The organism is Chitinophaga sp. 180180018-3 (assembly GCF_037893185.1).
Classification (GTDB): domain Bacteria; phylum Bacteroidota; class Bacteroidia; order Chitinophagales; family Chitinophagaceae; genus Chitinophaga.
Genome location: NZ_CP140772.1, coordinates 7,279,799 through 7,301,774, shown reverse-complemented (window position 1 = coordinate 7,301,774; position 21,976 = coordinate 7,279,799). Strand labels below are relative to the sequence as shown.

Annotated in this window: 23 protein-coding genes; 9 read left to right on the top strand and 14 right to left on the bottom strand. The window is 45.3% G+C overall.

Annotated elements, in window-relative coordinates; genetic code table 11:
• Window positions 1–21: 21 nt before the first annotated feature.
• Window positions 22–1,074, top strand: a complete 1,053-nt coding sequence (locus UNH61_RS28800; RefSeq protein ID WP_326995465.1) for a nucleoid-associated protein — start codon at window positions 22–24, stop codon at window positions 1,072–1,074.
• Between the two features lie 235 nt (window positions 1,075–1,309).
• Here the strand turns inward: UNH61_RS28800 and ricT are convergent, their stop codons facing one another.
• From ricT to radA, 6 genes are all read right to left on the bottom strand, one after another.
• A complete protein-coding gene (gene ricT / locus UNH61_RS28795) occupies window positions 1,310–2,794 on the bottom strand; it encodes a regulatory iron-sulfur-containing complex subunit RicT (RefSeq protein WP_326995464.1) in 1,485 nt (494 codons plus the stop codon).
• 146 nt (window positions 2,795–2,940) lie between these two features.
• Window positions 2,941–4,080, bottom strand: a complete 1,140-nt coding sequence (locus UNH61_RS28790) for a hypothetical protein (RefSeq protein ID WP_326995463.1) — start codon at window positions 4,078–4,080, stop codon at window positions 2,941–2,943.
• A gap of 32 nt (window positions 4,081–4,112) precedes the next feature.
• Window positions 4,113–4,661 (bottom strand): hypothetical protein, encoded by a 549-nt coding sequence (locus UNH61_RS28785; protein ID WP_326995462.1) that lies wholly within the window; start codon window positions 4,659–4,661, stop codon window positions 4,113–4,115.
• Between the two features lie 119 nt (window positions 4,662–4,780).
• Window positions 4,781–5,302 carry a glutathione peroxidase gene (locus tag UNH61_RS28780; protein ID WP_326995461.1) on the bottom strand — a complete coding sequence of 174 codons (522 nt, stop codon included), beginning with the start codon at window positions 5,300–5,302 and terminating at the stop codon, window positions 4,781–4,783.
• Between the two features lie 141 nt (window positions 5,303–5,443).
• Window positions 5,444–6,133: a ComF family protein gene (locus UNH61_RS28775; protein ID WP_326995460.1), complete on the bottom strand. Its 690-nt coding sequence runs from the start codon at window positions 6,131–6,133 to the stop codon at window positions 5,444–5,446.
• A 35-nt stretch (window positions 6,134–6,168) separates the two neighbouring features.
• Entirely contained in the window at window positions 6,169–7,548 is a 1,380-nt protein-coding gene (gene radA, locus UNH61_RS28770) for a DNA repair protein RadA (RefSeq protein WP_326995459.1), read from the bottom strand.
• A gap of 561 nt (window positions 7,549–8,109) precedes the next feature.
• Here radA and UNH61_RS28765 point away from each other — a divergent pair.
• From UNH61_RS28765 to pyrH, 6 genes are all read left to right on the top strand, one after another.
• Entirely contained in the window at window positions 8,110–8,799 is a 690-nt protein-coding gene (locus tag UNH61_RS28765) for a zinc metallopeptidase (RefSeq protein ID WP_326995458.1), read from the top strand.
• 239 nt (window positions 8,800–9,038) lie between these two features.
• A complete protein-coding gene (gene rplM, locus UNH61_RS28760) occupies window positions 9,039–9,482 on the top strand; it encodes a 50S ribosomal protein L13 (RefSeq protein ID WP_326995457.1) in 444 nt (147 codons plus the stop codon).
• Window positions 9,483–9,496: 14 nt separating this feature from the next.
• Window positions 9,497–9,886 carry a 30S ribosomal protein S9 gene (gene rpsI, locus UNH61_RS28755; protein WP_326995456.1) on the top strand — a complete coding sequence of 130 codons (390 nt, stop codon included), beginning with the start codon at window positions 9,497–9,499 and terminating at the stop codon, window positions 9,884–9,886.
• An 84-nt stretch (window positions 9,887–9,970) separates the two neighbouring features.
• Window positions 9,971–10,978 carry a 30S ribosomal protein S2 gene (gene rpsB, locus UNH61_RS28750; RefSeq protein ID WP_326995455.1) on the top strand — a complete coding sequence of 336 codons (1,008 nt, stop codon included), beginning with the start codon at window positions 9,971–9,973 and terminating at the stop codon, window positions 10,976–10,978.
• Between the two features lie 123 nt (window positions 10,979–11,101).
• Complete coding sequence (gene tsf / locus UNH61_RS28745) at window positions 11,102–11,926, top strand: translation elongation factor Ts (protein ID WP_326995454.1); 825 nt, start codon at window positions 11,102–11,104, stop codon at window positions 11,924–11,926.
• 209 nt (window positions 11,927–12,135) lie between these two features.
• The gene (gene pyrH, locus UNH61_RS28740; RefSeq protein WP_326995453.1) at window positions 12,136–12,825 is read left to right on the top strand and encodes a UMP kinase; all 690 of its coding nucleotides are present in this window, start codon (window positions 12,136–12,138) and stop codon (window positions 12,823–12,825) included.
• A gap of 111 nt (window positions 12,826–12,936) precedes the next feature.
• On the opposite strand, the gene UNH61_RS28735 is transcribed toward pyrH, so the two are convergent.
• Complete coding sequence (locus UNH61_RS28735) at window positions 12,937–14,070, bottom strand: DUF3298 domain-containing protein (protein ID WP_326995452.1); 1,134 nt, start codon at window positions 14,068–14,070, stop codon at window positions 12,937–12,939.
• A gap of 86 nt (window positions 14,071–14,156) precedes the next feature.
• Between UNH61_RS28735 and pdxH the strand changes: the two genes are divergently transcribed.
• Window positions 14,157–14,804 (top strand): pyridoxamine 5'-phosphate oxidase, encoded by a 648-nt coding sequence (pdxH, locus tag UNH61_RS28730; protein ID WP_326995451.1) that lies wholly within the window; start codon window positions 14,157–14,159, stop codon window positions 14,802–14,804.
• Between the two features lie 55 nt (window positions 14,805–14,859).
• Here the strand turns inward: pdxH and UNH61_RS28725 are convergent, their stop codons facing one another.
• From UNH61_RS28725 to UNH61_RS28700, 6 genes are all read right to left on the bottom strand, one after another.
• The gene (locus tag UNH61_RS28725; protein WP_326995450.1) at window positions 14,860–14,976 is read right to left on the bottom strand and encodes a 30S ribosomal protein THX; all 117 of its coding nucleotides are present in this window, start codon (window positions 14,974–14,976) and stop codon (window positions 14,860–14,862) included.
• Window positions 14,977–15,131: 155 nt separating this feature from the next.
• Window positions 15,132–15,401: an HU family DNA-binding protein gene (locus UNH61_RS28720; RefSeq protein ID WP_012788562.1), complete on the bottom strand. Its 270-nt coding sequence runs from the start codon at window positions 15,399–15,401 to the stop codon at window positions 15,132–15,134.
• Between the two features lie 316 nt (window positions 15,402–15,717).
• Window positions 15,718–16,020 (bottom strand): DUF4286 family protein, encoded by a 303-nt coding sequence (locus UNH61_RS28715; protein ID WP_326995449.1) that lies wholly within the window; start codon window positions 16,018–16,020, stop codon window positions 15,718–15,720.
• A gap of 22 nt (window positions 16,021–16,042) precedes the next feature.
• The gene (locus UNH61_RS28710) at window positions 16,043–16,807 is read right to left on the bottom strand and encodes an exodeoxyribonuclease III (RefSeq protein ID WP_326995448.1); all 765 of its coding nucleotides are present in this window, start codon (window positions 16,805–16,807) and stop codon (window positions 16,043–16,045) included.
• 12 nt (window positions 16,808–16,819) lie between these two features.
• Window positions 16,820–19,579 carry a methionine synthase gene (metH, locus tag UNH61_RS28705; RefSeq protein WP_326995447.1) on the bottom strand — a complete coding sequence of 920 codons (2,760 nt, stop codon included), beginning with the start codon at window positions 19,577–19,579 and terminating at the stop codon, window positions 16,820–16,822.
• A gap of 45 nt (window positions 19,580–19,624) precedes the next feature.
• A complete protein-coding gene (locus tag UNH61_RS28700) occupies window positions 19,625–20,641 on the bottom strand; it encodes a homocysteine S-methyltransferase family protein (RefSeq protein ID WP_326995446.1) in 1,017 nt (338 codons plus the stop codon).
• A 404-nt stretch (window positions 20,642–21,045) separates the two neighbouring features.
• Between UNH61_RS28700 and UNH61_RS28695 the strand changes: the two genes are divergently transcribed.
• The gene (locus UNH61_RS28695; RefSeq protein ID WP_326995445.1) at window positions 21,046–21,264 is read left to right on the top strand and encodes a hypothetical protein; all 219 of its coding nucleotides are present in this window, start codon (window positions 21,046–21,048) and stop codon (window positions 21,262–21,264) included.
• A gap of 92 nt (window positions 21,265–21,356) precedes the next feature.
• Here UNH61_RS28695 and recR read toward each other — a convergent pair whose 3' ends face one another.
• Entirely contained in the window at window positions 21,357–21,974 is a 618-nt protein-coding gene (recR, locus tag UNH61_RS28690) for a recombination mediator RecR (RefSeq protein ID WP_326995444.1), read from the bottom strand.
• Window positions 21,975–21,976: the final 2 nt, after the last annotated feature.

The window sequence follows — 21,976 nt, the reverse complement described above, 5'->3', positions numbered from 1 at the left end:
TAATTTATTAATTTTGCGCCCATGATCCATGTTTCGGAGTTTAAAGATCTGGCGCATTTAACGATTCACAAGGTAGGCAATTCCTCTAACGATGAGGCCCTGCTGTGTTCCAAAGCGCCTTTGCAGCTGGAGGATGAAACGATCAGCCAGTTATTGGTTACATATTTTATTCAGCCTTTTGCTAATACTGCCGAATATTTTCGGTTTCGTCATGATGCAGATTTACAATTGAATGAAATTTTTCAATATTGTCGACGTATATTTACTGACAGGGATGAGTTCCAGGAGCAATCAGTAAATATTGCCAGGCATCTGTATAAACACTCCACCCATCCCAAAATAAAAGGGGGAGAGCTTTATATAGCCTACTTTAGCAAATGTCATGTAGATGGGGAAGATGTAGAAGCCATCGGTATCTTTAAATCGGAAAACCGGGATACATACCTGAAGGTATTCCTGGCGGATGAAAATTACCAGGTTAATTACGAAGATGGTATCAATATCAACAAACTGGACAAAGGATGTCTGGTATTTAACACCGAAGAGTCAGAAGGATATAAAGTAAGTATTGTAGACAGTAATGGTAAGCAGGCCGAAGCTGTATATTGGAAAGATGCCTTTCTTCAGGTACAACGCAGGGAAGATAGTTACCTGCAAACAGAAACAGCAGTGGACATGTGCAGGCAGTTCATTCACAATAAACTTCCTGCAGAATATGAGATGAGCCGGGTAGATCAGGTTGATCTGCTGAATAAATCAGCCACGTATTTCAAAGAAAAAGAGCAGTTTCAGATGGACGATTTTGCTAATGAGGTACTGGGCCATCCGGATGCTATCGCATCGTTTAAAGAGTATAGGAATGAATATGCCAGCCATTTTCAGCAAGATATTCCTGATGAATTTGAAATATCAGCACCTGCTGTGAAGAAACAGCAGAAAGTATTCAAAAGCATTTTGAAACTGGACCGGAATTTTCATGTGTATATTCATGGTAATCGTGAAATGATAGAACGTGGGTTTGATGAAGCTACTAACATGAATTACTATAAACTTATGTTTGAAAACGAATCCTGAGATCCTGGATTCGTTTAAGCCCGGAAGGGGCGCCTGTGTGGTTGATTTTGTGACGGGAGGGTAAAAAAATATTCAAAATTTTCTCATAAGCAAAAACCAATTGTTAACAAAGGCTGCCTCGTCTGGGCGGCCTTTTATTTTAGCTTATACTGGCTGTTAGCTATCGTAATAAAGCAAATGACCGAAGCGATAATATCATCACTTCGGTCATTTGCTTTATTACGATAGCTAACAGCTAGGGCTGTTTTTCTCCTTTTTCCGGATTATTATTTTTATTTCCTGATTTGTGTTTGTGCCGGGGAGGACGTCTGTCTTGCCGGGGTGCCTGTCCAGGCTGCGCCTGTCCCTGCTGCGCAGGTTGTCCAGGCTGTTGCTGCCGGGGCGGCTGTTGCTGTTTCTGGCCCTGTTCGGAACGGGCAGGTTGTTCAGGGCGAGGCTGTTGTTCCTTGCCTTGTTTAGACCCCTGGTGCCGTTGATGGCGGTTTTCCCTGGTTTTCTGCGGTTGTTGACGATTGTCGGGCTTGGCAGCTTTAGGCTGTTCACCTTTTTGCTGGCCCTGTTTCTGTTGCTCCGCCGCCTTCTGTTGCTTTTGTTTGTCTTTATCTTTCTGCTTGCGTTTCTGTGCAGTTTTTTCGAGAGATTTCAAACTGATCAGTCCTACTACCTCTGCATAGCCCAGGTCGGCTTCTTTCGGTTTGGCTGTCACCACTTCTACTGGTTTCAGGTCATCTGGTCTGACACCCTGTTTGTTCAGCTGGCGGATCTCTTTAACCCTTGTAATAGTGAGCGGGTATTGTTTGTTACTGCCTTCGTAAGAATACCACATGAGAGATTTGAAGATATCCCTTTTTTGAAGATGAGCAACGCCATTAGCTGTTTCCAGGTTGTCGGCGTCTTCGGGGAAGTCTTTCAGGGCATCCAGGTAAGTATCCAGCTCATAGTTGAGGCAGCATTTTAACCTGCCGCATTGTCCGGACAATTTTGCCTGGTTGATAGACAGGTTCTGGTACCTGGCGGCAGTAGTGTTTACGCTTTTGAAGTCGGATAACCAGGTAGAGCAGCATAATTCGCGGCCGCAACTACCGATGCCTCCAACCTTTCCGGCTTCCTGGCGGGCACCAATCTGGCGCATTTCCACCTTTGCACGGAATTCAGATGCGTATACTTTGATGAGTTCCCTGAAATCAACGCGATCGTCTGCAGTATAGAAGAAGGTTGCTTTACGGCCATCAGCCTGTATTTCAACTTCTGCCAATTTCATTTCCAGCCCCAGGTTGCGGGCCAGTGCTCTTGATCTGATAAGCGCCTCTTTTTCGCGGGCCTTATTGTCGCTCATTCTCTGGAGATCATCCTGCGTAGAACGACGAAGAATTTTTTTTACTTCGGGGGTGTCTTCTGCACGTCTTTTTTTCATCTGCAGTTTTACCAGTTCGCCGGTCAGACTTACCGTTCCAACGTCAAACCCACTAACCCCTTCCACCGTTACCATTTCTCCTTTGCTGAAGAGCTGTTTGGTAACATTGCGGAAAAAGTCTTTGCGGCTGCCATTGTTAAAACTGACTTCTATAATGTCAAATGGTGCTAAGCTATCACCAAGGGGAATATTGGACAGCCAATCAAATACATTCAGTCTGTTACAACCTCCTGTGCTGCATCCTCCATTACTCTTGCATCCTGACGGCTTCCCTTCCACACCCGTACCACATCCGGCACAAGCCATATTATTAATTAGTTTAAATTTTATAAATAAGCATTTCAGGTTATTCCAGTTCTTCAAAATACGTTTTTCCTTGCAGAAAAACAAAGCACCGGAAGCAACAAAGATAGGGAAAAGGCGTCGATAAGCTGTATGGAGATGCCCGCTTATTACATTACAGGCATAGGTTTCTTTTTAAATATATATTGTAGCTTGATGGACAGCGCATGGAAAAGCATTTTTCCATTGGCGTTGCGCTCAATGTAGTAACTGGCGTTATTCAGTGCTTCCGCGATTTGCTGCATCTGGTCGAGGTTAGCCAGTTTGGCCAGCTTGCCGGCGAAATCTGTTTCTTCCTGAGAAAATGCCAACAGGTTCTTGTCGAGGTATTGCAACCGGATGGTGTGTTCAAGCAGGTTGACGAAGTAGCGAAGGAACTGTTTCTGGTTCTCGCGTCCTGTTTTGGCACTTGAGATACCATCAATCCATTCCTGTAATGCCACGCGATTGCCGGTGAAAAGATGGTTGAGCCAGTTGCGCAGCAGCTCGTGATAGTCGTCGTCTGAGTGTTGTAACAGGTAGAGCGCCTCGCGGTAATTGCCTGCAGTAATAGTGGCAATCTGCCCTGCTCTGGCCGGAGCTACCTGATTTCTGCCAACCAGCGCTGCGATCATATCATCTTTTGCCATCGGATTTATACGAATCAGGTGGGTTCTTGATAAGATCGTTGCCAGGATCTGTTCCTGATTCTCTGCTACCAATATGAAAAGAGTATTGATCGGAGGTTCTTCTATCAGCTTCAACAGGCGATTACCCTCATTGCCCAGGTACTCCGGCATCCACATTAGTAATATTTTGTAACCACTCTCGAAGCTTTTCAGGTTCAGTTTATGGATAATGTCCTGACATTCGTTGGCGGTAATGTTTCCCTGTTTGTTTTCTGCGCCGATAAATTGCAGCCAGTCATAAGTATTGCCGTATGGATGAGTGGAAATAAATTCTCTCCATTCACTGATATAATCAGTACTGACGGGTTTGTCGCCTGGTTTACGGGGTATAACAGGGTAGGAGTAATGTATATCCGGATGTACAAACTGGCTGGCTTTGAGACAAGGTGCGCAACGGCCACACGCGCCTTCCGGTTGTTTATTTTCGCAAACAAGGTATTGTGTAAATGCCAGCCCCAGTGGCAAACCACCTGCACCTTCCGGGGCAAGCAGTATCATGGCATGGCTCAGCCGGTTTTGCTGAACGGATTGAATGAGTTGCTGCTTCACATCAGCCTGTCCTATGATATCTGAAAATAGCATGGCCGCAAGATAATGAAAAGGGCGTGAATCAGTTATTCAAGGGAAAGGAAACAGGCAGTCTCAAATCTGCCCGATCCGCTGATGGCTCTGCTTTTGTCCGTGAAATAGAATGTACCGGTAATCGTTTTCGTCGTCACATTTACCCTTTCCAGCGTAATGCTGGAGCTGTCGGTGGTCAGAAAGTCGAATGGGGTTCCTGGTATCTTCCGCATACCTACTACTACGAGTCCACCCTGCGGGCGGCCAAGCCGGGAATAAGTATACGTTTTCAGATGGAGACTGTCGTCTTTCATAGATGTTTCATCGTAAATGCCATCCGAAATATTCAAAATGACCTTGAACGAATCAGATATGGTTTCCACACTTAGCAGTTTGAGTATCCCGCTGTCGGTACGCTGGCGGATCAGAAGCCCCCGCGTAAAATTCAGCGAGTCAGACCGGGTTCCCACGGTCACGGCCATTTTCATATTGGGGCAGGAAATCGCCGGAGTGTCTACACTGTTACTCTTACAGGCAGCCAAAAGGCAGCCCATTGCGAGCAATAGCCGGAGGCAACGGCTGGAGGCAAAGAGGTGTTTCATGAATACAGTTACACGTTGAATAATAGCAACAGGCACTTACGCCGACGGGTATACGTCAAACGCAGGTATCTGAGGAAAAAGATTAAGCTATAAAACTGATAACAGGCAGAAAGACAAACCTATTTTTCAATAGCAGCAATCACTTCAGGAGCTTCCGGTTGAGTTTTTGGAGAAAATACCGCTACCAGATTACCTTTTTCATCCAGCAGGTATTTTTGAAAATTCCATGTAACCTCGGCCGGCTCCATATGCTTAGCTTTACTTTCGCTTAGCAGCCATTTATATAGTGGATGAATATCAGCTCCTTTTACAGAGATCTTGGCTGCCATCGGAAAAGTCACTGCATACTGTTTTGTACAGAATGTTTGTATTTCCTTATTGGAGCCTGGTTCCTGGGAGCCAAAGTTGTTGGCCGGAAAACCTACAATTACCAGCTTATCCTGGTATTTTTTGTAGAGTTTTTCCAGACCCTCATATTGAGGGGTATTTCCGCATAAAGAAGCAGTATTCACAATCAACACCTTTTTCCCTTTGTAGGCAGAAAAATCGATCTTTCCTCCGTCAATTGCATCTACTTTGAAGTCGTATAAGTGGGATGAGGTAAACAGCATGAAAATTGACAATATAGCTAGTCTGAACATATTATCAGGTTTAAAAGAGATGATTATTGTGTAACAGCAATAGCTGTTGTATTTGTAAAGTTAATGTTTTTTAGATTCCGTTTTCGGGCTTTTCGGTTATAGAATTATGAAACCGGGCTGATCATCAACAGGCCACAGTTGTCATTTCCAGGCATAGACCATGCAACATACACTGGCAGTGGCTCCGGCCTGCAGTAGTGCCTGGCAGCAGGCTTCTGTAGTGGCCCCCGTGGTAACAACATCATCGATCAGCAATACATGCTGGCCGGCCAGCACCTGCTCATTTGCCCGGAATGCTGCTGCCACATTCTGCCATCGCTCAGCTCTTCCCTTGCGTGTTTGAGTGGCGGTAAATTGTTCCCGGTACAGCGCTTTGGGTACTACCGGAAGCGGAACGATTTCCGCAATTCCTGCTGCAAGAAGATAAGCCTGATTATATCCCCGTCTTTTTTCTTTCAGCGGATTTAACGGAACCGGTACCAGCATGGTGATGTCTTTTATCCAGGATGCTTCCTGTAACTGACAACCAGCCTGCTTTCCAAGCCAGCCGGCTATATCGGCGCGCTGTTTGTACTTCAGGCGATGGATGAGCTGCTGGATACCGGACGACTGATGGTAGTAATAAACAGCCGTTGCCCGGTGCAGTTGTACCCGGCCATGAAAAATTTTTTCGACAGGGTTATTGCTGTATTGATGAAAACAGGTTAGTGGCAAAGATTCCTGACAACGCAGGCATAATAGTTCATCTGTTCCGGGAAGGTCAGTCCCGCACAGCTCACAGCAGTGCGGGTAGAACAGGTGAACCAGCGGGGAAATCAAACTGGTTAACATCAGATGGTGTTTAAGGATATGGTTAATGCGATATCTCAGAATAATCGCTGATAAACTTCTTCCACTCTTCCAACAGCAATCACTTCAATCTGAAATTTACTGAAATCAATCCCTTTTTTGTTGTACCGGGAGATAAATATTTTTTCAAAGCCGAGTTTTTCTGCTTCTGCAATCCGCTGTTCAATACGGTTCACTGCCCTGATTTCACCACTTAGTCCCACTTCTCCGGTAAAACAAATTTTAGGAGAAATGGCATTGTCTTCATACGATGAAAGCAAGGCACATAGTACAGCCAGGTCTATCGCAGGATCTTCTACTCTGATGCCACCGGCAATGTTGAGGAAAACATCCTTCACCCCGAAATGGAACCCACCACGTTTTTCCAGTACGGCGAGCAGCAATTGCAATCTGCGCAGATCAAACCCGGTTGCCGTGCGTTGCGGCGTGCCGTAAACCGACTGCGTGACCAGTGCCTGTACTTCCACCAGCAATGGTCGCATTCCCTCCATGGTAGCAGATATAGCCACACCGCTGAGAAGATCTTCCCGTTGTGAGATCAGTATCTCGGAAGGGTTGGTGACCTGTCTCAATCCAGTGCCGGTCATTTCATATATGCCCAGTTCTGCAGTGGAACCAAACCTGTTTTTAATGGTACGCAGTATTCTGTAAGCATAATGCTGATCTCCCTCGAACTGCAGCACCGTGTCTACCATATGTTCCAGTACTTTCGGACCGGCAATGGAGCCGTCTTTTGTAATATGTCCGATCAGGAATACAGGAATATTACTTTCTTTGGCAAAACGTTGCAGCTCGGCAGTAGTTTCCCTGATCTGGGATACACTGCCAGGAGCCGATTCTATAAAAGGAGTATGCAGTGTTTGTATGGAATCTACAATCACCAGTTGCGGCTGTAGCTTTTTAATTTCCTGAAAAATTGTTTGGGTGGACGTTTCTGTAAGCAGATAAAACTGCTCATTGGAATTTTTAATGCGGTCGGCCCGCATTTTTATCTGTTGCTCACTTTCTTCTCCACTGATGTATAATGTTTTGATATGCTTCAGTTGAAGTGCATTTTGCAGAAAGAGCGTTGATTTACCGATGCCGGGTTCACCACCTACCAATACCAGTGAGCCGGCTACTATACCGCCACCGAGTACACGATTCAACTCATTGTCGGGAGTGAGGATTCTTTCTTCTTCACGGGTTACCACTTCGGCAATATTGATGATCTTCCCGTTACGATTGCTACGGGTAGTATCGTCGGATTTCCAGTCTTGTTGTCGCGGAGAGGTATCTTTTTGTACACGTTCTTCAACAAAAGTGTTCCATTCACCACAACTCGGACATTTTCCATTCCACTTAGCTGATTCATATCCGCAATTCTGACAAAAAAAAGCAGTTCTTATCTTACTCATAATTTTCTTAAACAGGATGCATACAAAGTAAATAGTTTTATCTCTAAAGGAGTCAGATTGATAAAAACAGGGGATAAAAAGAGGGGGGTAAAAAGGTATAAAAAGAGAAAAGAGCCAAACGGAAGATTCCGCTGACTCTTTCTACTTACTAACCCATTAAATTCAGGTCTAAATTACAAAATGGCTTCAGAATAAAAAAGTTTATTTAATTGATGTGAATAACTTTTGAGCCTTTTCCCCGATCTGATAAAGTGGCTGCCATCGCTTGTTTCAGCGCTTGTTTTTGTTCAATATTACTTTCATTGGCTGCTCGTAAAATGTTGATAAATAGGGTTGATGTTGATCATTTTTGCATATGAAAAACTACTAATAAAAGCTGTTTGCCTTTGTGACAATGTGTCTCTTTTTAATGATTTGAAAGATGTTTTTAAGACAAAAAGACAGTGTTAAATTTATATTTCAGTGGTAAAAAGAAGGGATGGCAGGGAAGTGCTAAATATATCTTAAAGGAGAGGGGGTGGAGGGGTATTTGTACCCCAGGGTGTCTAAAATTTTATAAAGATGACACCTGGAATGATGTTTTTATCGTTGATTTTTGCTGGTATCAGTATGCTGGTAGGCTACAGACTCAGGAGTAAGTTCCAGGCTTACAGCCAGATACCCATTGCTTCGGGCCTAACGGGTCGTGAAGTTGCAGAGAAAATGTTGACAGACAATCAGATATACAATGTTGAGATCCGGATGACGGAAGGTTTGCTGTCGGATCACTATAATCCGGCCGATAAAAGTGTGAATCTGAGCCCGGATGTGTATAGTGGCCGGAATGTGGCGGCCGCGGCCGTGGCTGCACACGAATGCGGGCATGCGGTACAGCATGCAGCTGCTTATCCCTGGCTGGGACTCAGGTCGGGGCTGGTGCCTGTTACACGTTTCAGCTCATTTATTGTACCCTGGGTGTTGTTGGCTGGTGTTTTACTGATACATATATTTCCGCCGTTATTATTAGGCGGTATTATCTTATTTGGTGTTACAACCTTATTCGCATTGGTGACGCTACCGGTTGAGTTTGATGCTTCGCGGCGGGCGCTGGCCTGGATGGACCGGAGCGGGGTACTGCAGCGCCAGGAGCACGACAAGGCCAAAGATGCACTATGGTGGGCCGCTATGACCTATGTGGCCGGGGCGCTGGCCTCTGTGGCAACATTACTGGAATATGTTCTTATATACTCAGGTGGAAGAATGCGCGATTAAATATACCGGATGAGCCTGGTGTTTTCCCGTCCTGCAACCTGTTAAAAGTCAGTTATTCACGGGGCTTTGTGTGGTTGTTAATAACTTTGATACAAATTTTTTATTAAAAATCAATAAGTTACAAGGGTGTCTTGCAAAAAAGTCGATAAAAAGTATGGTTATTCAGATTGAGCAATGTACCTTTGCGTTCCTCATAACGGGGAATTGTTTATAAGACGTAATTTTTATCGTATACAACAATGAATACATTAAGTTTTAAAACTAAGTCAGCTAACGACGCTTATGTTAAGCGCGAATGGCATATAGTAGACGCTACTAACCTGACACTCGGAAGAGTGGCTGCTAAGATGGCTGCGATTTTAAGAGGTAAGAACAAACCTTACTATACGCCTCACACTGATTGCGGTGATTATATCATTGTAATCAATGCAGAAAAGATTGCTTTAAGCGGCAATAAAATGGAGGAGAAAGAATACATGCACTACACTGGTTACCCCGGTGGTCAGAGAATTGAATTGGCTAAAGACCTGATCCGTCGCCGCCCTGAGGTACTGATCGAAAAGGCTGTTAAAGGTATGTTGCCTAAAAACCGCCTGGGCCGTGCTATGTACAAAAAGCTGTTTGTATACGCCGGTGCTGAGCATCCTCATGCTGCACAGAAACCAAAACCTTTAACTTTCTAATTTTTCTCTGATACATGGAAAAGCAAAAAAATACAATTGGTCGTCGTAAGGAAGCTGTTGCCCGCGTTTACATCGCAAAAGGCACCGGTAACATTACTGTTAACGACAAGGAATATAAAAGCTATTTCTCTCTGATTTACCTGCAGAACCAGGTAGAACTGCCTTTAAAAACCATCGATGCACTCGATAAATTCGATGTTAAAATAAATGCACAGGGTGGTGGTATCAAAGGTCAGGCAGAAGCCATTAAGCTGGGTATTGCCCGTGCGCTTTGCGAAGTGAACATCGAGTTCCGTCCCGCACTGAAAGCTGCAGGTCTGCTGAAACGTGATCCACGTAGCGTAGAACGTAAGAAACCAGGTAAAGCTAAAGCAAGAAGAAGCTTCCAGTTCTCTAAACGCTAATACTTTTATTGGGTTAGCTATTAGTTTTTATTTGAAGCTAACAGGTAAACATTATTTGATCCTTTTTAATTGAGTAATACAAACATGGAAAATAATACCTCATTGCAGCAGCAATTACTGGAAGCAGGTGTTCACTTCGGTCACCTGAAGAAAAAGTGGAATCCAAAAATGCTGCCTTATATTTTCGCAGAAAAGAAAGGTATTCATATCATTGATCTGAACAAAACCGTAGAAGGATTACAGGAAGCAGCAGCTGCCCTGAAATCTATCGCTAAGAGCGGTAAGAAGATCATGTTCGTTGCTACTAAAAAGCAAGCGAAAGAAATCGTAGCTGATGCTGCGCGTAACATCAACATGCCTTTTGTTACTGAAAGGTGGTTAGGTGGTATGCTCACCAACTTCGCTACCATCCGTAAGAGTGTGAAGAAAATGCAGAGCATTGAAAAAATGCTGCAGGATGGAACTTTCGATAACATCACTAAGAAAGAACGTCTTACTTTAAGCCGCGATAAAGAGAAAATGGAAAAAGTGTTGGGTGGTATCGCTCAACTGGCTCGTGTTCCGGCTGCTCTGTTCATGGTTGATATCAGCCATGAGCACATTGCACTGGCAGAAGCTAAACGCCTGGGCATCTCTACCTTCGGTATGGTAGATACTAACTCAGATCCTACTAAAGTAGACTTCGCGATCCCTGCTAACGATGATGCAACTAAATCTATTGCTATCGTTACCAGCTACATCTGCGCTGCAATTGCTGAAGGTTTGTCTGAAAGAGCTACTGAAAAATCTGAAGAAGAGGAAGAAGTAGAAGAAGCAGATGACAAGTCACGTAAGTTTGACGTAGAAGGTGGTGAAGATCGTGACAGAGGCCGTAAACCAGGTGGTGCTGGTCGTGGACAAGGTCAGGGCGGCGGTGCAAACCGTGGCGGTGGCCGTGGTCCGGGCGGTCCAGGTGGTGCCAGCCGTCCAGGCGGCGCTAACCGTGGTGGCGGTGCAAACCGTGGCGGTGGTGCCCAGGGTGGCGGTCAACGTCGTCCTTCCGGTACTGGCGGCAACAATGGCCCCAGAAAACCAGGCGGTCCTAACAGATAGTATTCTTTAGCTATAAGCTATTAGCCTTTAGCTGTTAAATCCTGTAGGGATTAACTGCTAGAGGCTAATAGTTAAAAGCAGGTCAATAAAAAAATTTACAAAAAATTAAACTTATAATAGCTCATGGCAACAATTACAGCAGCTGATGTAAACAAACTGCGTCAGCAAACTGGTGCTGGTATGATGGATTGCAGAAAGGCACTGGTAGAAAGTGATGGTGATTTTGAAAAAGCAGTAGACTACCTGCGTAAGAAAGGTCAGAAAGTGGCTGCTTTACGCTCCGATCGTGAAACCAAAGAAGGTGTTATCATCGCAAAAACTGCTGCTGATGGTAAAACCGGTGTTATCGTGGGTTTGGGTTGTGAAACTGACTTCGTTGCTAAAAACGAAGACTTCATAAAATTTGCTCAGTCTATCGTTGAACTGGCGCTGTCTAATGGTATCAAAACCGTTGAAGACCTGAACGCTGCTCAGCTGGATGGAGCTACGGTAGCCGATAAAGTAAACGACCAGGTTGCTAAGATCGGTGAGAAAATCACGCTCAATAAGTTTGAATTTGTTGAAGCTGGTGGCGTAACCGCTTACATCCACGGTAACTATCGTATGGGTGTACTGGTAGCATTCTCTAAACCGGTTACTGAAGAAGTAGGTAAAGATATTGCTATGCAGATCGCAGCTATGAACCCAATCGCTGTAGATGCAGAAAGCGTTCCTGCTGATGTAATCGCACGCGAAAAAGAAATCGCTGTTGAACAGGTGAAAGCCGAAGGCAAACCTGCTGAAATGGCTGAAAAGATCGCTGCCGGTAAAGTGAATAAATTCTTCAAAGAAAGCACCCTGCTGCAACAGGCTTTTGTTAAGGACAGCAACAAGTCCGTAGCGGATTACCTGAAATCAGTGGATGCTGACCTGAAAGTGGCTGGCTTTAAGCGAATCGCTTTAGGTTAAGAACTTTATATTGAAAAAAAGGAGAGAAACTATTTCTCTCCTTTTTTTTGCGCATAATTCATTGTACACTTAACCGGATACCCAAAAAGGCATTATTTCTTCCTTTTTGGCTTCTCTATTTAAGTTGTATATTAGAATGCTGTAACCAGTATAAAAATCACAATCTTACAATATTTTATAGCGTCATGTTGCCAAAGTACAAGCGAATTTTGCTCAAATTGAGCGGAGAGGCCCTCATGGGGGATGCAAATTATGGTATTGATCCGAAGGTGATAGCTCAATATGCCTATGATATCAAAGCCGTTACTGATCTGGGTGTTCAGGTGGCCATTGTAATAGGAGGAGGAAACATCTACCGTGGAATGAATGAAGCCGATACTGGCATAGAAAGAGCTCAGGGTGACTATATGGGTATGCTGGCAACAGTTATCAACGGTATGGCCCTGCAAAGCGGATTGGAAAAGGTTGGCCTTTATACCCGCCTTCAATCGGCTATAAAAATGGAACAAATCGCAGAACCTTATATCCGCCGCCGTGCTATCCGCCATGTGGAAAAAGGCCGTGTTGTAATATTTGGTGGTGGTACCGGTAACCCTTACTTTACTACCGATACAGCCGCTTCTTTGCGCGCTATAGAGATCCAGGCAGATGTGATCCTGAAAGGTACCCGCGTAGACGGGATCTATACCGCAGATCCGGAAAAAGATAAGTCAGCTACCCGCTTCGAAACCATTACTTTCTCCGAAGTATACCAGAGAAACCTCAATGTAATGGATATGACAGCGTTTACCCTTTGCCAGGAAAATAAGCTGCCTATTATCGTATTTGACATGAACCGTCAGGGAAACCTCCTGAACGTTATTATGGGCAAAAACGTCGGAACCTTAGTGAAAGGATAGTTTTTAGAATTAAGTATGTAGTATATAGAATTAAGAAATAGCCCGAAGATTTTAGCGGATCATGAAATTATCATTCGCTAAAATCTTCGGGCTATTTCTTAATTCTATATGCTATATGCTTAATGGCTGTTTCAGTATCCCCTTCATTGACGTGAACGGAATGAATAATGTTACCTGCCCCAGGGCATATGGACCTATTTCGTACGGTACGTAGCTGAATGCCACCCCCTTATTGGTAACAATGAAATTATTATTGGTTGGAATACTCTTTACCAGCAGATTCTGATCCAAAGCCTCTTCTTCGCTCATATGGTACTTGCTTTTGAATGCTTTGTCTAATAAGGCACTCAGCGTTTCTTTATAACCAGGCTTGAAAATATCGTCCGGAGTCAGCACTTTTTTCCTGGATAAGTCAAGCGTCCGGTAAAAAGCACCCGAATTGCCGTGAGCCCCTCCTGTAAAGTCGTACGCATACTTTTCTATCACTAGTAAAGGCCATTTGTTGTACACTACTTTCATATCATTTTCGGTGGTCCAGTTCCAGGAGGCGGATGACGATTCATCCACGATCTCGCTGCTGTCTGCATCCTTGGCGGAGATACGATATCCGGTAATAAACGAATCTATTCCCCGCTTCAGAAACTGGTGAGGATCGGTTATATGGCTGTTGCCTGTTATCTGCCCTACAATGAACCGGGCTGTAGCAGTATCTACCAGGGAATCCGGCCAGATAGTGCAGTTGGAAACTGTTCCTACAGGGGAGGATGGATAAGACGGAATTAGCCGCGCAGAATCGATCTGGTAAAACACTTTCAGTGGTACAGCATTTTTTAGATCAGTATGAAGATCAAAATGATAAGAAGTGCCGTTACCATGCCATACCCCTTTGAAATGGCCGTCGTCCGACAGATTGCCGCTGAACAGGCGGTCTTCTGCACTGCTGCCGGTTTCTTCATAGATAGTAACCAGTGTGGAGTCTAATGTTCCCCAAATGCTCACCGGAACCCCGGTACTGTCGCTGGCATAATATCCACGAAACAGATTGGGCGCTGTTTTCAGCAATTGCATGGTAATTTCTTTATCGCCGAGTGTGCCTTTTAACTGGGTATAAAAGAGGGGAGCAGTGGCAAGGGGAACCACTATGTCAGTGGTGTTAAGAGGACTGCCGCCGCTATTATTACTCCGGGTATGGCAGGAAAACAGGGCCATTACCGTCAACAGTATCAGTATAGCAACTTTTCTCATAGTATGATTTATATCAGGTCCGCCAAAAATACTATTATCCTTCCATACCTTTGATAACCGGAATGAATCAATAAAAATATACAACCATGTTAAACCAGAAAATAGCCGATCTGCGGAAAGATTATCAGCTGGCTACCCTGGATGAAAGTGAAGTGGCGCCATCGCCACTGGTGCAGTTCGACAAGTGGTGGCAGGAAGCAATCAACAGCGAAATAGATGAACCTAATGCCATGACGCTGGCTACAAGTACACCCGACGGATATCCTTCCGCGAGGATAGTACTGCTTAAAAGTTTTGACGGAGATGGCTTTTTATTCTTCACTAATTACGAAAGCCGCAAGGGGCAGGAATTAGCACTCAATCCACATGTTACCTTACTATTCTTTTGGAGAGAGCTGCAAAGGCAGGTTCGTATAGAGGGGACCGTTATCAAGGCACCTGCATCTGTCAGCAATGAATACTATAACACCCGTCCGCTGGGAAGCAGAATTGGGGCTATTGCGTCGCCGCAAAGTAAAGTGATTCCTGACCGATCTTTCCTCGAAACAGAGGTAGACCAGGTTGCAGCAAAATATCAGCAGCATTCGCCTGAAAGACCTGATTACTGGGGTGGGTACCTTGTACAACCCAAGGTACTTGAATTCTGGCAGGGAAGAAGCAGCCGGTTACATGATCGGATACTGTATACCCAGGTACCGGGAGGAAGCTGGAAAATAGAACGGCTGGCGCCATAAAGCAGCGCTGCTAGCTGCCAGCCACTAATAGCTGGCAGCTAACAGCTACTTATGTTTATCCTTTCTTTTCAGTCTTAGCTGCAGCCTTCTTTCTTGTTTTAGCTGATCTTACTTTGCCGAAAGATCCATTGGCTATCTTACCTTTTTTGGTTTTGATATCTCCTCTACCCATAACGAATAAATTGAAATGTGTTGTTTGTTAAATGATGATGTTTTCAGGCGGCAAATTACTGTAATTCGGTGAAATAGTGTAGTGCCGGCCATTTGATATAATAAAAAAAGCAAGAAACATAGCTGTTCCTTGCTTGAATAAGTTGTGCTAACTGATTAGAGCTTGTCAGATAAAGCTTTACCAGCTTTGAATTTAGCAACTTTCTTAGCTTTGATCTTGATGATCTGGCCAGTCTGTGGGTTTCTACCGTTACGTGCAGCACGTTTAGAAACGGAGAAAGTACCGAAACCAACCAAAGTTACTTTACCACCTTTTTTCAGTGTATCAGCAACAGCTTTGGTGAAAGAATCCAGAGCTTCGTTAGCTTGGGTTTTGGTAATGCCTGCATCTTTAGCAAGCTTGTCGATTAATTCGGCTTTGTTCATAGTTAGTAAGATTTAACTAGTGAAAAAATGTTTGATGTGAGCAAATATAGCGCGTTTTATCAGATTACCAAATTTTTTACAACTTTTTTATAGAAAATTTTATCGGCTGAAAAACGCTACTGGTAACGGTTACAGCTGATTGAGGTATTAAGTGCTAAAGTCGTCAGCTTTAGCAGGATCTCTCAAAACCCTGAGCAGTGGCATGTTTGCCGTTTTTTTTAGTAATAACGCGGCTTTAAACCAACTATTGTACCAAAGTACGGAGGCCTTGAAAATAGTGAATTTCCTGTGGATAAGTTTAGTCAAGACCCCTTACTTAAACCTCCTCCATAACAGTACTAAAGGCAATAAAACGATCCCCGAAAAGGTCGTATCCTCTCTGCCGCAGGGCTTGTTGGTGCTTCTCTACGAAGGTATTGTAGCTGTTCAGATGATCGGTAAAGTATTGCACCACATAAGTTGGCCCCTCCTCATCATCCTGCTCTAACAGCCGGCAGATGCGGTGCCCGTGGAATAACCCTGTTGCCAGCGTAGCAGGAACCTGCTCTTCCCTCATCCATTGAAGCCACTGTAAATACGTGTCTGTGGCCACTTTGGTGGTGATATTATATATAACCATATTTCTTTACAGGATTGATTTTCTAAACTGTAAGTTCTACAAAAACAGGGCAGTGGTCGGAATGCTTTACTTCCTGATAGATAGTGGCATGTTTCAGCTGCTCCTTTAAGGGGGTACTTACATTAGCATAATCGATACGCCAGCCCTTGTTATTGTTCCTGGCATTGGCCCGGAAGCTCCACCAGCTGTACTGATGAGGAGCGGGATTGAAATGCCGGAAACTGTCCACAAAGCCGCTTTCAAAGAAACGATCCATCCAAGCCCTTTCATCGGGCAGAAACCCGGTAGAATTCTTGTTTCCGACAGGGTCGTGAATGTCAATTGGTTTATGGCAGATGTTGTAATCGCCGCAGACTACCAGTTTGGGCCGGGTATTTCTCAGCGTTTCCAGGTATGCCTGGAACTCGTTCAGCCACTGGTATTTGTATGTCTGCCGCTCATCGCCACTGGTGCCGGAAGGGAAGTACACATTGATCAGCGTGATATCACCGAAATCAAGGCGTATAAAGCGGCCTTCCGCATCGCTTTGTTCATGGCCGCTGCCATATTGTATGTGGTCAGGTTTGATACGGGTAAGTACCGCTACTCCGCTATAGCCCTTTTTCTGAGCAGGGAACCAGTAATGATCGTAACCCAGTTTATCGAACTGCTCAAAATCGATGTTTTCCTTGTGGGCCTTGATTTCCTGAAGGCAGATGATATCAGCCGGGTCTGTTTTTAACCAGTCTGTAAAACCTTTGGTCATAGCCGACCTCAGGCCATTCACATTATAAGATATGATGCGCATGGGTGATGATTTCTAAATATCATATTCCAGATTGGGGCGGAGCCATTGCTCAGCTTCCTCTACTGTCCAGCCTTTCCGGGCTGCATAGTCTGTTACCTGGTCTTTTTCTATCTTGCCCAACCCAAAATATTTACCCTCAGGATTAGCAAAATACCAGCCGCTTACACTGGAAGCAGGGTACATCGCCAGGGATTCAGTGAGGGTTATCCCGGTATTGGCGGTGGCATTTAACAGCTCAAACAATTTATATTTCTCAGTATGATCAGGACAGGCAGGGTAGCCTGGTGCAGGCCGGATGCCTTCGTATGCTTCCCTGATCAGATCATCATTGCTCAGATGCTCATCTGCGGCATAACCCCAGAACTCCTTGCGGACGCGTTCATGCATCAACTCAGCAAAAGCTTCGGCCAGCCTGTCGGCCAGCGCCTTCAGCATGATGCTGTTGTAATCGTCGTGCTCTTTCTTAAATTTGTCAAGCCACTTCTCAATGCCAATCCCCGCCGTTACTGCAAATCCGCCGATATAGTCCGCTTTGCCGGATTCGGTTGGAGCAATGAAATCTGCGAGCGACAAGTTCGGTTGTCCGGGGGCTTTTTTCACCTGCTGGCGCAGGAATTCCAGTTGAACAGGAGATATCTCCGGTTGCTCCGGTGTTACCTTCACAGAATCTGCTGCCACCCTGGTAGCCGGGAAGAGACCGATCACCGCGTTGGCAGTCAGCCATTTTTCCGTAATCACTTTTTGAAGTAATTCCTGTGCGTCGTGATATAAACGGGTGGCTTCCTTGCCCACCACCTCATCTTCCAGAATCTGCGGGAATTTCCCGTGCAGTTCCCAGGCAATGAAAAACGGCTGCCAGTCGATATATTTGGCTATTTCGGCCAGATCGTATTCCTCGAATTTCCTTACTCCCGGTATCCTGGGCTTTACAGCGGTGAAGGTGTCCCAATTGATCGCTGTCTTGTTTGCCTGTGCTTCGGCGATCGGAAGGAACTGCTTGGTTTGCTTCTTGTTTTTAAACGCCTCATTGAGCTTGGTGTATTCCTCTCTGATACCTGCAAGGAATCCGGGTTTCAGTGCTTTGTTAAGCAGGCTGCCGGTAACGGTTACGCTACGGGACGCATCCAGTACATGCACCACCCCGTGAGCATACTCCTGGGCTATCTTCACAGCGGTGTGCGTTCTGCTGGTGGTAGCTCCTCCGATGATCAGTGGAATATCAAAATCCTGCCGTTTCAGTTCCCTGGCCACATGCACCATCTCGTCCAGGCTTGGGGTAATAAGGCCACTCAGCCCAATAATATCTACCTTCTCCTGGCGGGCGGTCTGCAGGATCTTTTCTGCCGGTACCATCACTCCCAGGTCTATAATTTCATATCCGTTACAGGCAAGTACCACCCCTACGATGTTCTTACCGATGTCATGAACGTCGCCCTTTACGGTAGCCAGCAATATCTTGCCCGCTGTTTTGATTTCTCCTCCCTGTTCTGCCTGTATACGCAGCTTCTCTTCTTCTATATATGGGGTCAGGATAGCCACAGATTTTTTCATCACCCTTGCGCTCTTCACTACCTGGGGCAGGAACATTTTACCACTGCCAAACAGGTCGCCCACGATGTTCATGCCGTCCATCAGGGGGCCTTCGATCACATCCAGCGGACGAGGGTATTTTTGTCTGGCTTCTTCCGTATCTCCATCAATATAATCAGTAATTCCATTTACGAGGGCGTGAGACAGGCGCTCCTCCACGGAGCCCTGACGCCAGCTCTCATCTTTCTCCACTACTTTGCCTTTGGCTTTCACGGTGTCGGCAAACTGTATCAGTCTTTCTGTAGCATCTTCCCGTCTGTTTAGTATGGCATCCTCACAAAGTTCACGCAACTGTGGTTCAATATCGTCGTATATCTGCAACATACCGGCATTCACAATGCCCATATCCATACCTGCTCTGATAGCGTGGAACAGGAACACAGAGTGCATGGCTTCCCTCACTGTTTCATTGCCCCTGAAAGAGAATGACACGTTACTAACCCCTCCGCTGATCTTTGCCAGTGGCATCAGTGTTTTAATGCGCCGGGTAGCGCTGATGAACTCCACTGCATAATTGTTATGCTCTTCAATACCAGTGGCGATGGCAAAAATGTTGGGATCAAAGATGATATCCTGGGGGGCATAGCCTACTTTTTCGGTGAGTATCTTATAGGCACGGTGACTAAAATTCACCCGTTTATCTTCCGTATCTGCCTGTCCATGCTCATCAAACGCCATCACTACTACCGCAGCTCCGAAGCTTTTACAGATATATGCCTGCTCAATGAATTTAGCTTCTCCTTCTTTCAGGCTGATAGAGTTAACAATACATTTACCCTGCACACATTTCAATCCGGCTTCTATCACGGAAAACTTACTGGAGTCGATCATGATAGGAATACGGGAAATATCCGGTTCTGCTGCAAGCAGGTTGAGGAAGGTGGTCATAGCCACTTCTCCATCGAGCAGTGCATCATCCATATTCACATCGAGGATCTGCGCACCGTTTTCCACCTGTTGGCGGGCTACGGAAAGTGCTTCCTCGTAGTGACCTTCCCTTATCAGCCGGGCAAATTTCTTGGAGCCGGTAACGTTGGTTCGTTCCCCGATATTAATGAAGTTGGTTTCAGGACGTACTACCAGTGGCTCTAGTCCACTTAGGCGAAGAAACGGTTTGATTACCCTGTTTTCTTCATTGACAGGTTCACTGATGGGCGTAGTATTTATTGTTGCGTCACTCATTATTGCTGTTACTGGTATTTAAATGAAAACCTGCAGGGATATTGATCAGGCCAGTGTTTCGGCCAGCACGGGTTTCGGCCGTGGCTTAACATGTTTTACATGTTCTGCGATATGGCGTATGTGATCCGGGGTAGTACCACAGCATCCTCCTACGATATTCACGAAGCCCGATGTGGCAAAATCTTCAATGATGCAGGCGGTATCTTCCGGCTCTTCATCATACTCTCCAAATGCATTCGGCAGGCCGGCATTTGGATAACAGCTCACATAGCAGCTGGCTATATTAGATAATTCCTCTACATAAGGGCGCATCTGCTGCCCGCCAAGCGCGCAGTTGAGGCCAACAGAGAAAGGATTGGCATGCATTACAGAGATATAGAATGCCTCGAGCGTTTGCCCGCTGAGTGTTCGGCCGGAAGCATCCGTAATGGTACCGGAGATCATCACCGGCAGCTCCGGTTTGCCGGATTCACGGAAGTATTTCTTAACGGCGTAGATAGCAGCCTTGCAATTCAGCGTGTCGAAGATCGTTTCGATCAGCAGAATATCCACTCCACCTTCTGACAATCCTTTAACCTGTTCTTCATAAGCAGCGGCTACTTCATCGAAGTACACGGAACGGAAACCCGGATTGTTCACATCCGGCGATAACGACAACGTTTTGTTCATCGGGCCGATGGCTCCGGCTACAAAGCGGGGCTTGTCGGGGTTTCTGGCAGTGTATTCATCGGCAGCCATTCTTGCAATCTTCGCGGCAGCCACATTCAGTTCATAGGCCAGCGACTGCATATCATAATCTGCCATGGCAATAGTGGTGCTGCTGAATGTATTGGTTTCAATAATGTCAGCGCCCGCTTCCAGGTACTCTTTATGTATCGCTTCAATGATCTGAGGCTGAGTAAGATTAAGGAGGTCATTGTTGCCTTTGAGGTCTGCATGATAATCAGCAAAGCGGGTGCCTCTGTAGTCAGCTTCCTGGAGTTGGTATCGTTGAATCATGGTGCCCATTGCACCATCAATGATAAGTATGCGCTCACGGGCGCAGTCTTGTAAAGATTTCATATCTGTCAAGGTGTTTATTAGTTACAGTTAAGAAATGAGAACGGGGTCGAACAATAAACAAATCCACCCCGTAAAAAGTCTCACAAATATAACCTTTTCCCCACTATTTTTCCGTTTTATCCCCTGTCAGGAAAGGCAGTTTAGAGCCTCTATATTTTATATCGGGTATATAGATTTTGATTATATTTTTAAAATTAATTTGGAATCAGTCTATAAAGTCTATTATATTTGTGGAGTAATAGAAAAGCGCAATGAAACAAAATGACAGAAATACAGTGATTTACCCGGCTACGGCCATCCACCAGCCCTCCGCCCACACTCGTTGTCAGTGCTGTTGCTGCAATTGAGCCATTCTTCATTAGTTCTTCCCGGAAATCTTTTATTACAACAAAATCAGGTCAGACATGACAATATCAGAACATATCCATACCCTGCATAAACACCTGGCAAGCCTGGGGCTGCACCCGGTTCCCCAGGAATCTGACGCTAACCAGCCGGAAGTTTTCAAGGTATGTTTCCTGAATAAATATGAAATGCAGCGGTGGAAAGAGCTGCGGCAGCAAAACGAATCAGAAACCAATCATACCATATTTGCAGACCGCTCTATAAAGGATGCTGTCTGAACAACTTTTCATAACGTGGAATTACAGGTTAAACGAAGACGGGTGTTATTGAACACCCGTATTTTTTTTTCCTGATTCCTAATTTCTTTCTGCTATTTGTTCACGTAACTCTCCAATGGCAGCCGGTTGCTGATGGAGCGGGCCAGTGTCATTTCGTCGGCATATTCCAGCTCGCCACCGAACGCAATACCCCTGGCTATAGTGGTGATTTTTACGGGGAGATCCTGTAGTTTTTTAGAGAGATAATAGATGGTGGTATCTCCCTCGATAGTGGGGCTGACCGCCATGATCACTTCCTCAACGCCGTGTTGGCGGACCCTTTCCACGAGGGAATGGATGTTCAGCTGGTCTGGGCCGATGCCATCTATGGGAGAAATAATACCGCCCAGCACATGGTATAACCCATTGAATTGCTGCGTGTTTTCGATGGCCATAACATCGCGGATACTCTCCACTACGCATACTACCTGCTTTTGCCGGGAATGACTACTGCAAATGCTGCATACCTCTGCATCCGACACATTGTGGCATACTTTGCAGAATTGTATCTGCTGCCTCATGCGTGCTATCGCTTCTCCAAATTGTTCTACCTGGGCAGTTTCCTGCTTCAGGAGATGCAACACAAGACGCAGCGCCGTTTTTTTCCCGATACCGGGGAGCCTGGCAAATTCATTTACTGCGTTTTCTATCAGTGCGGAAGAAAAAATCATAT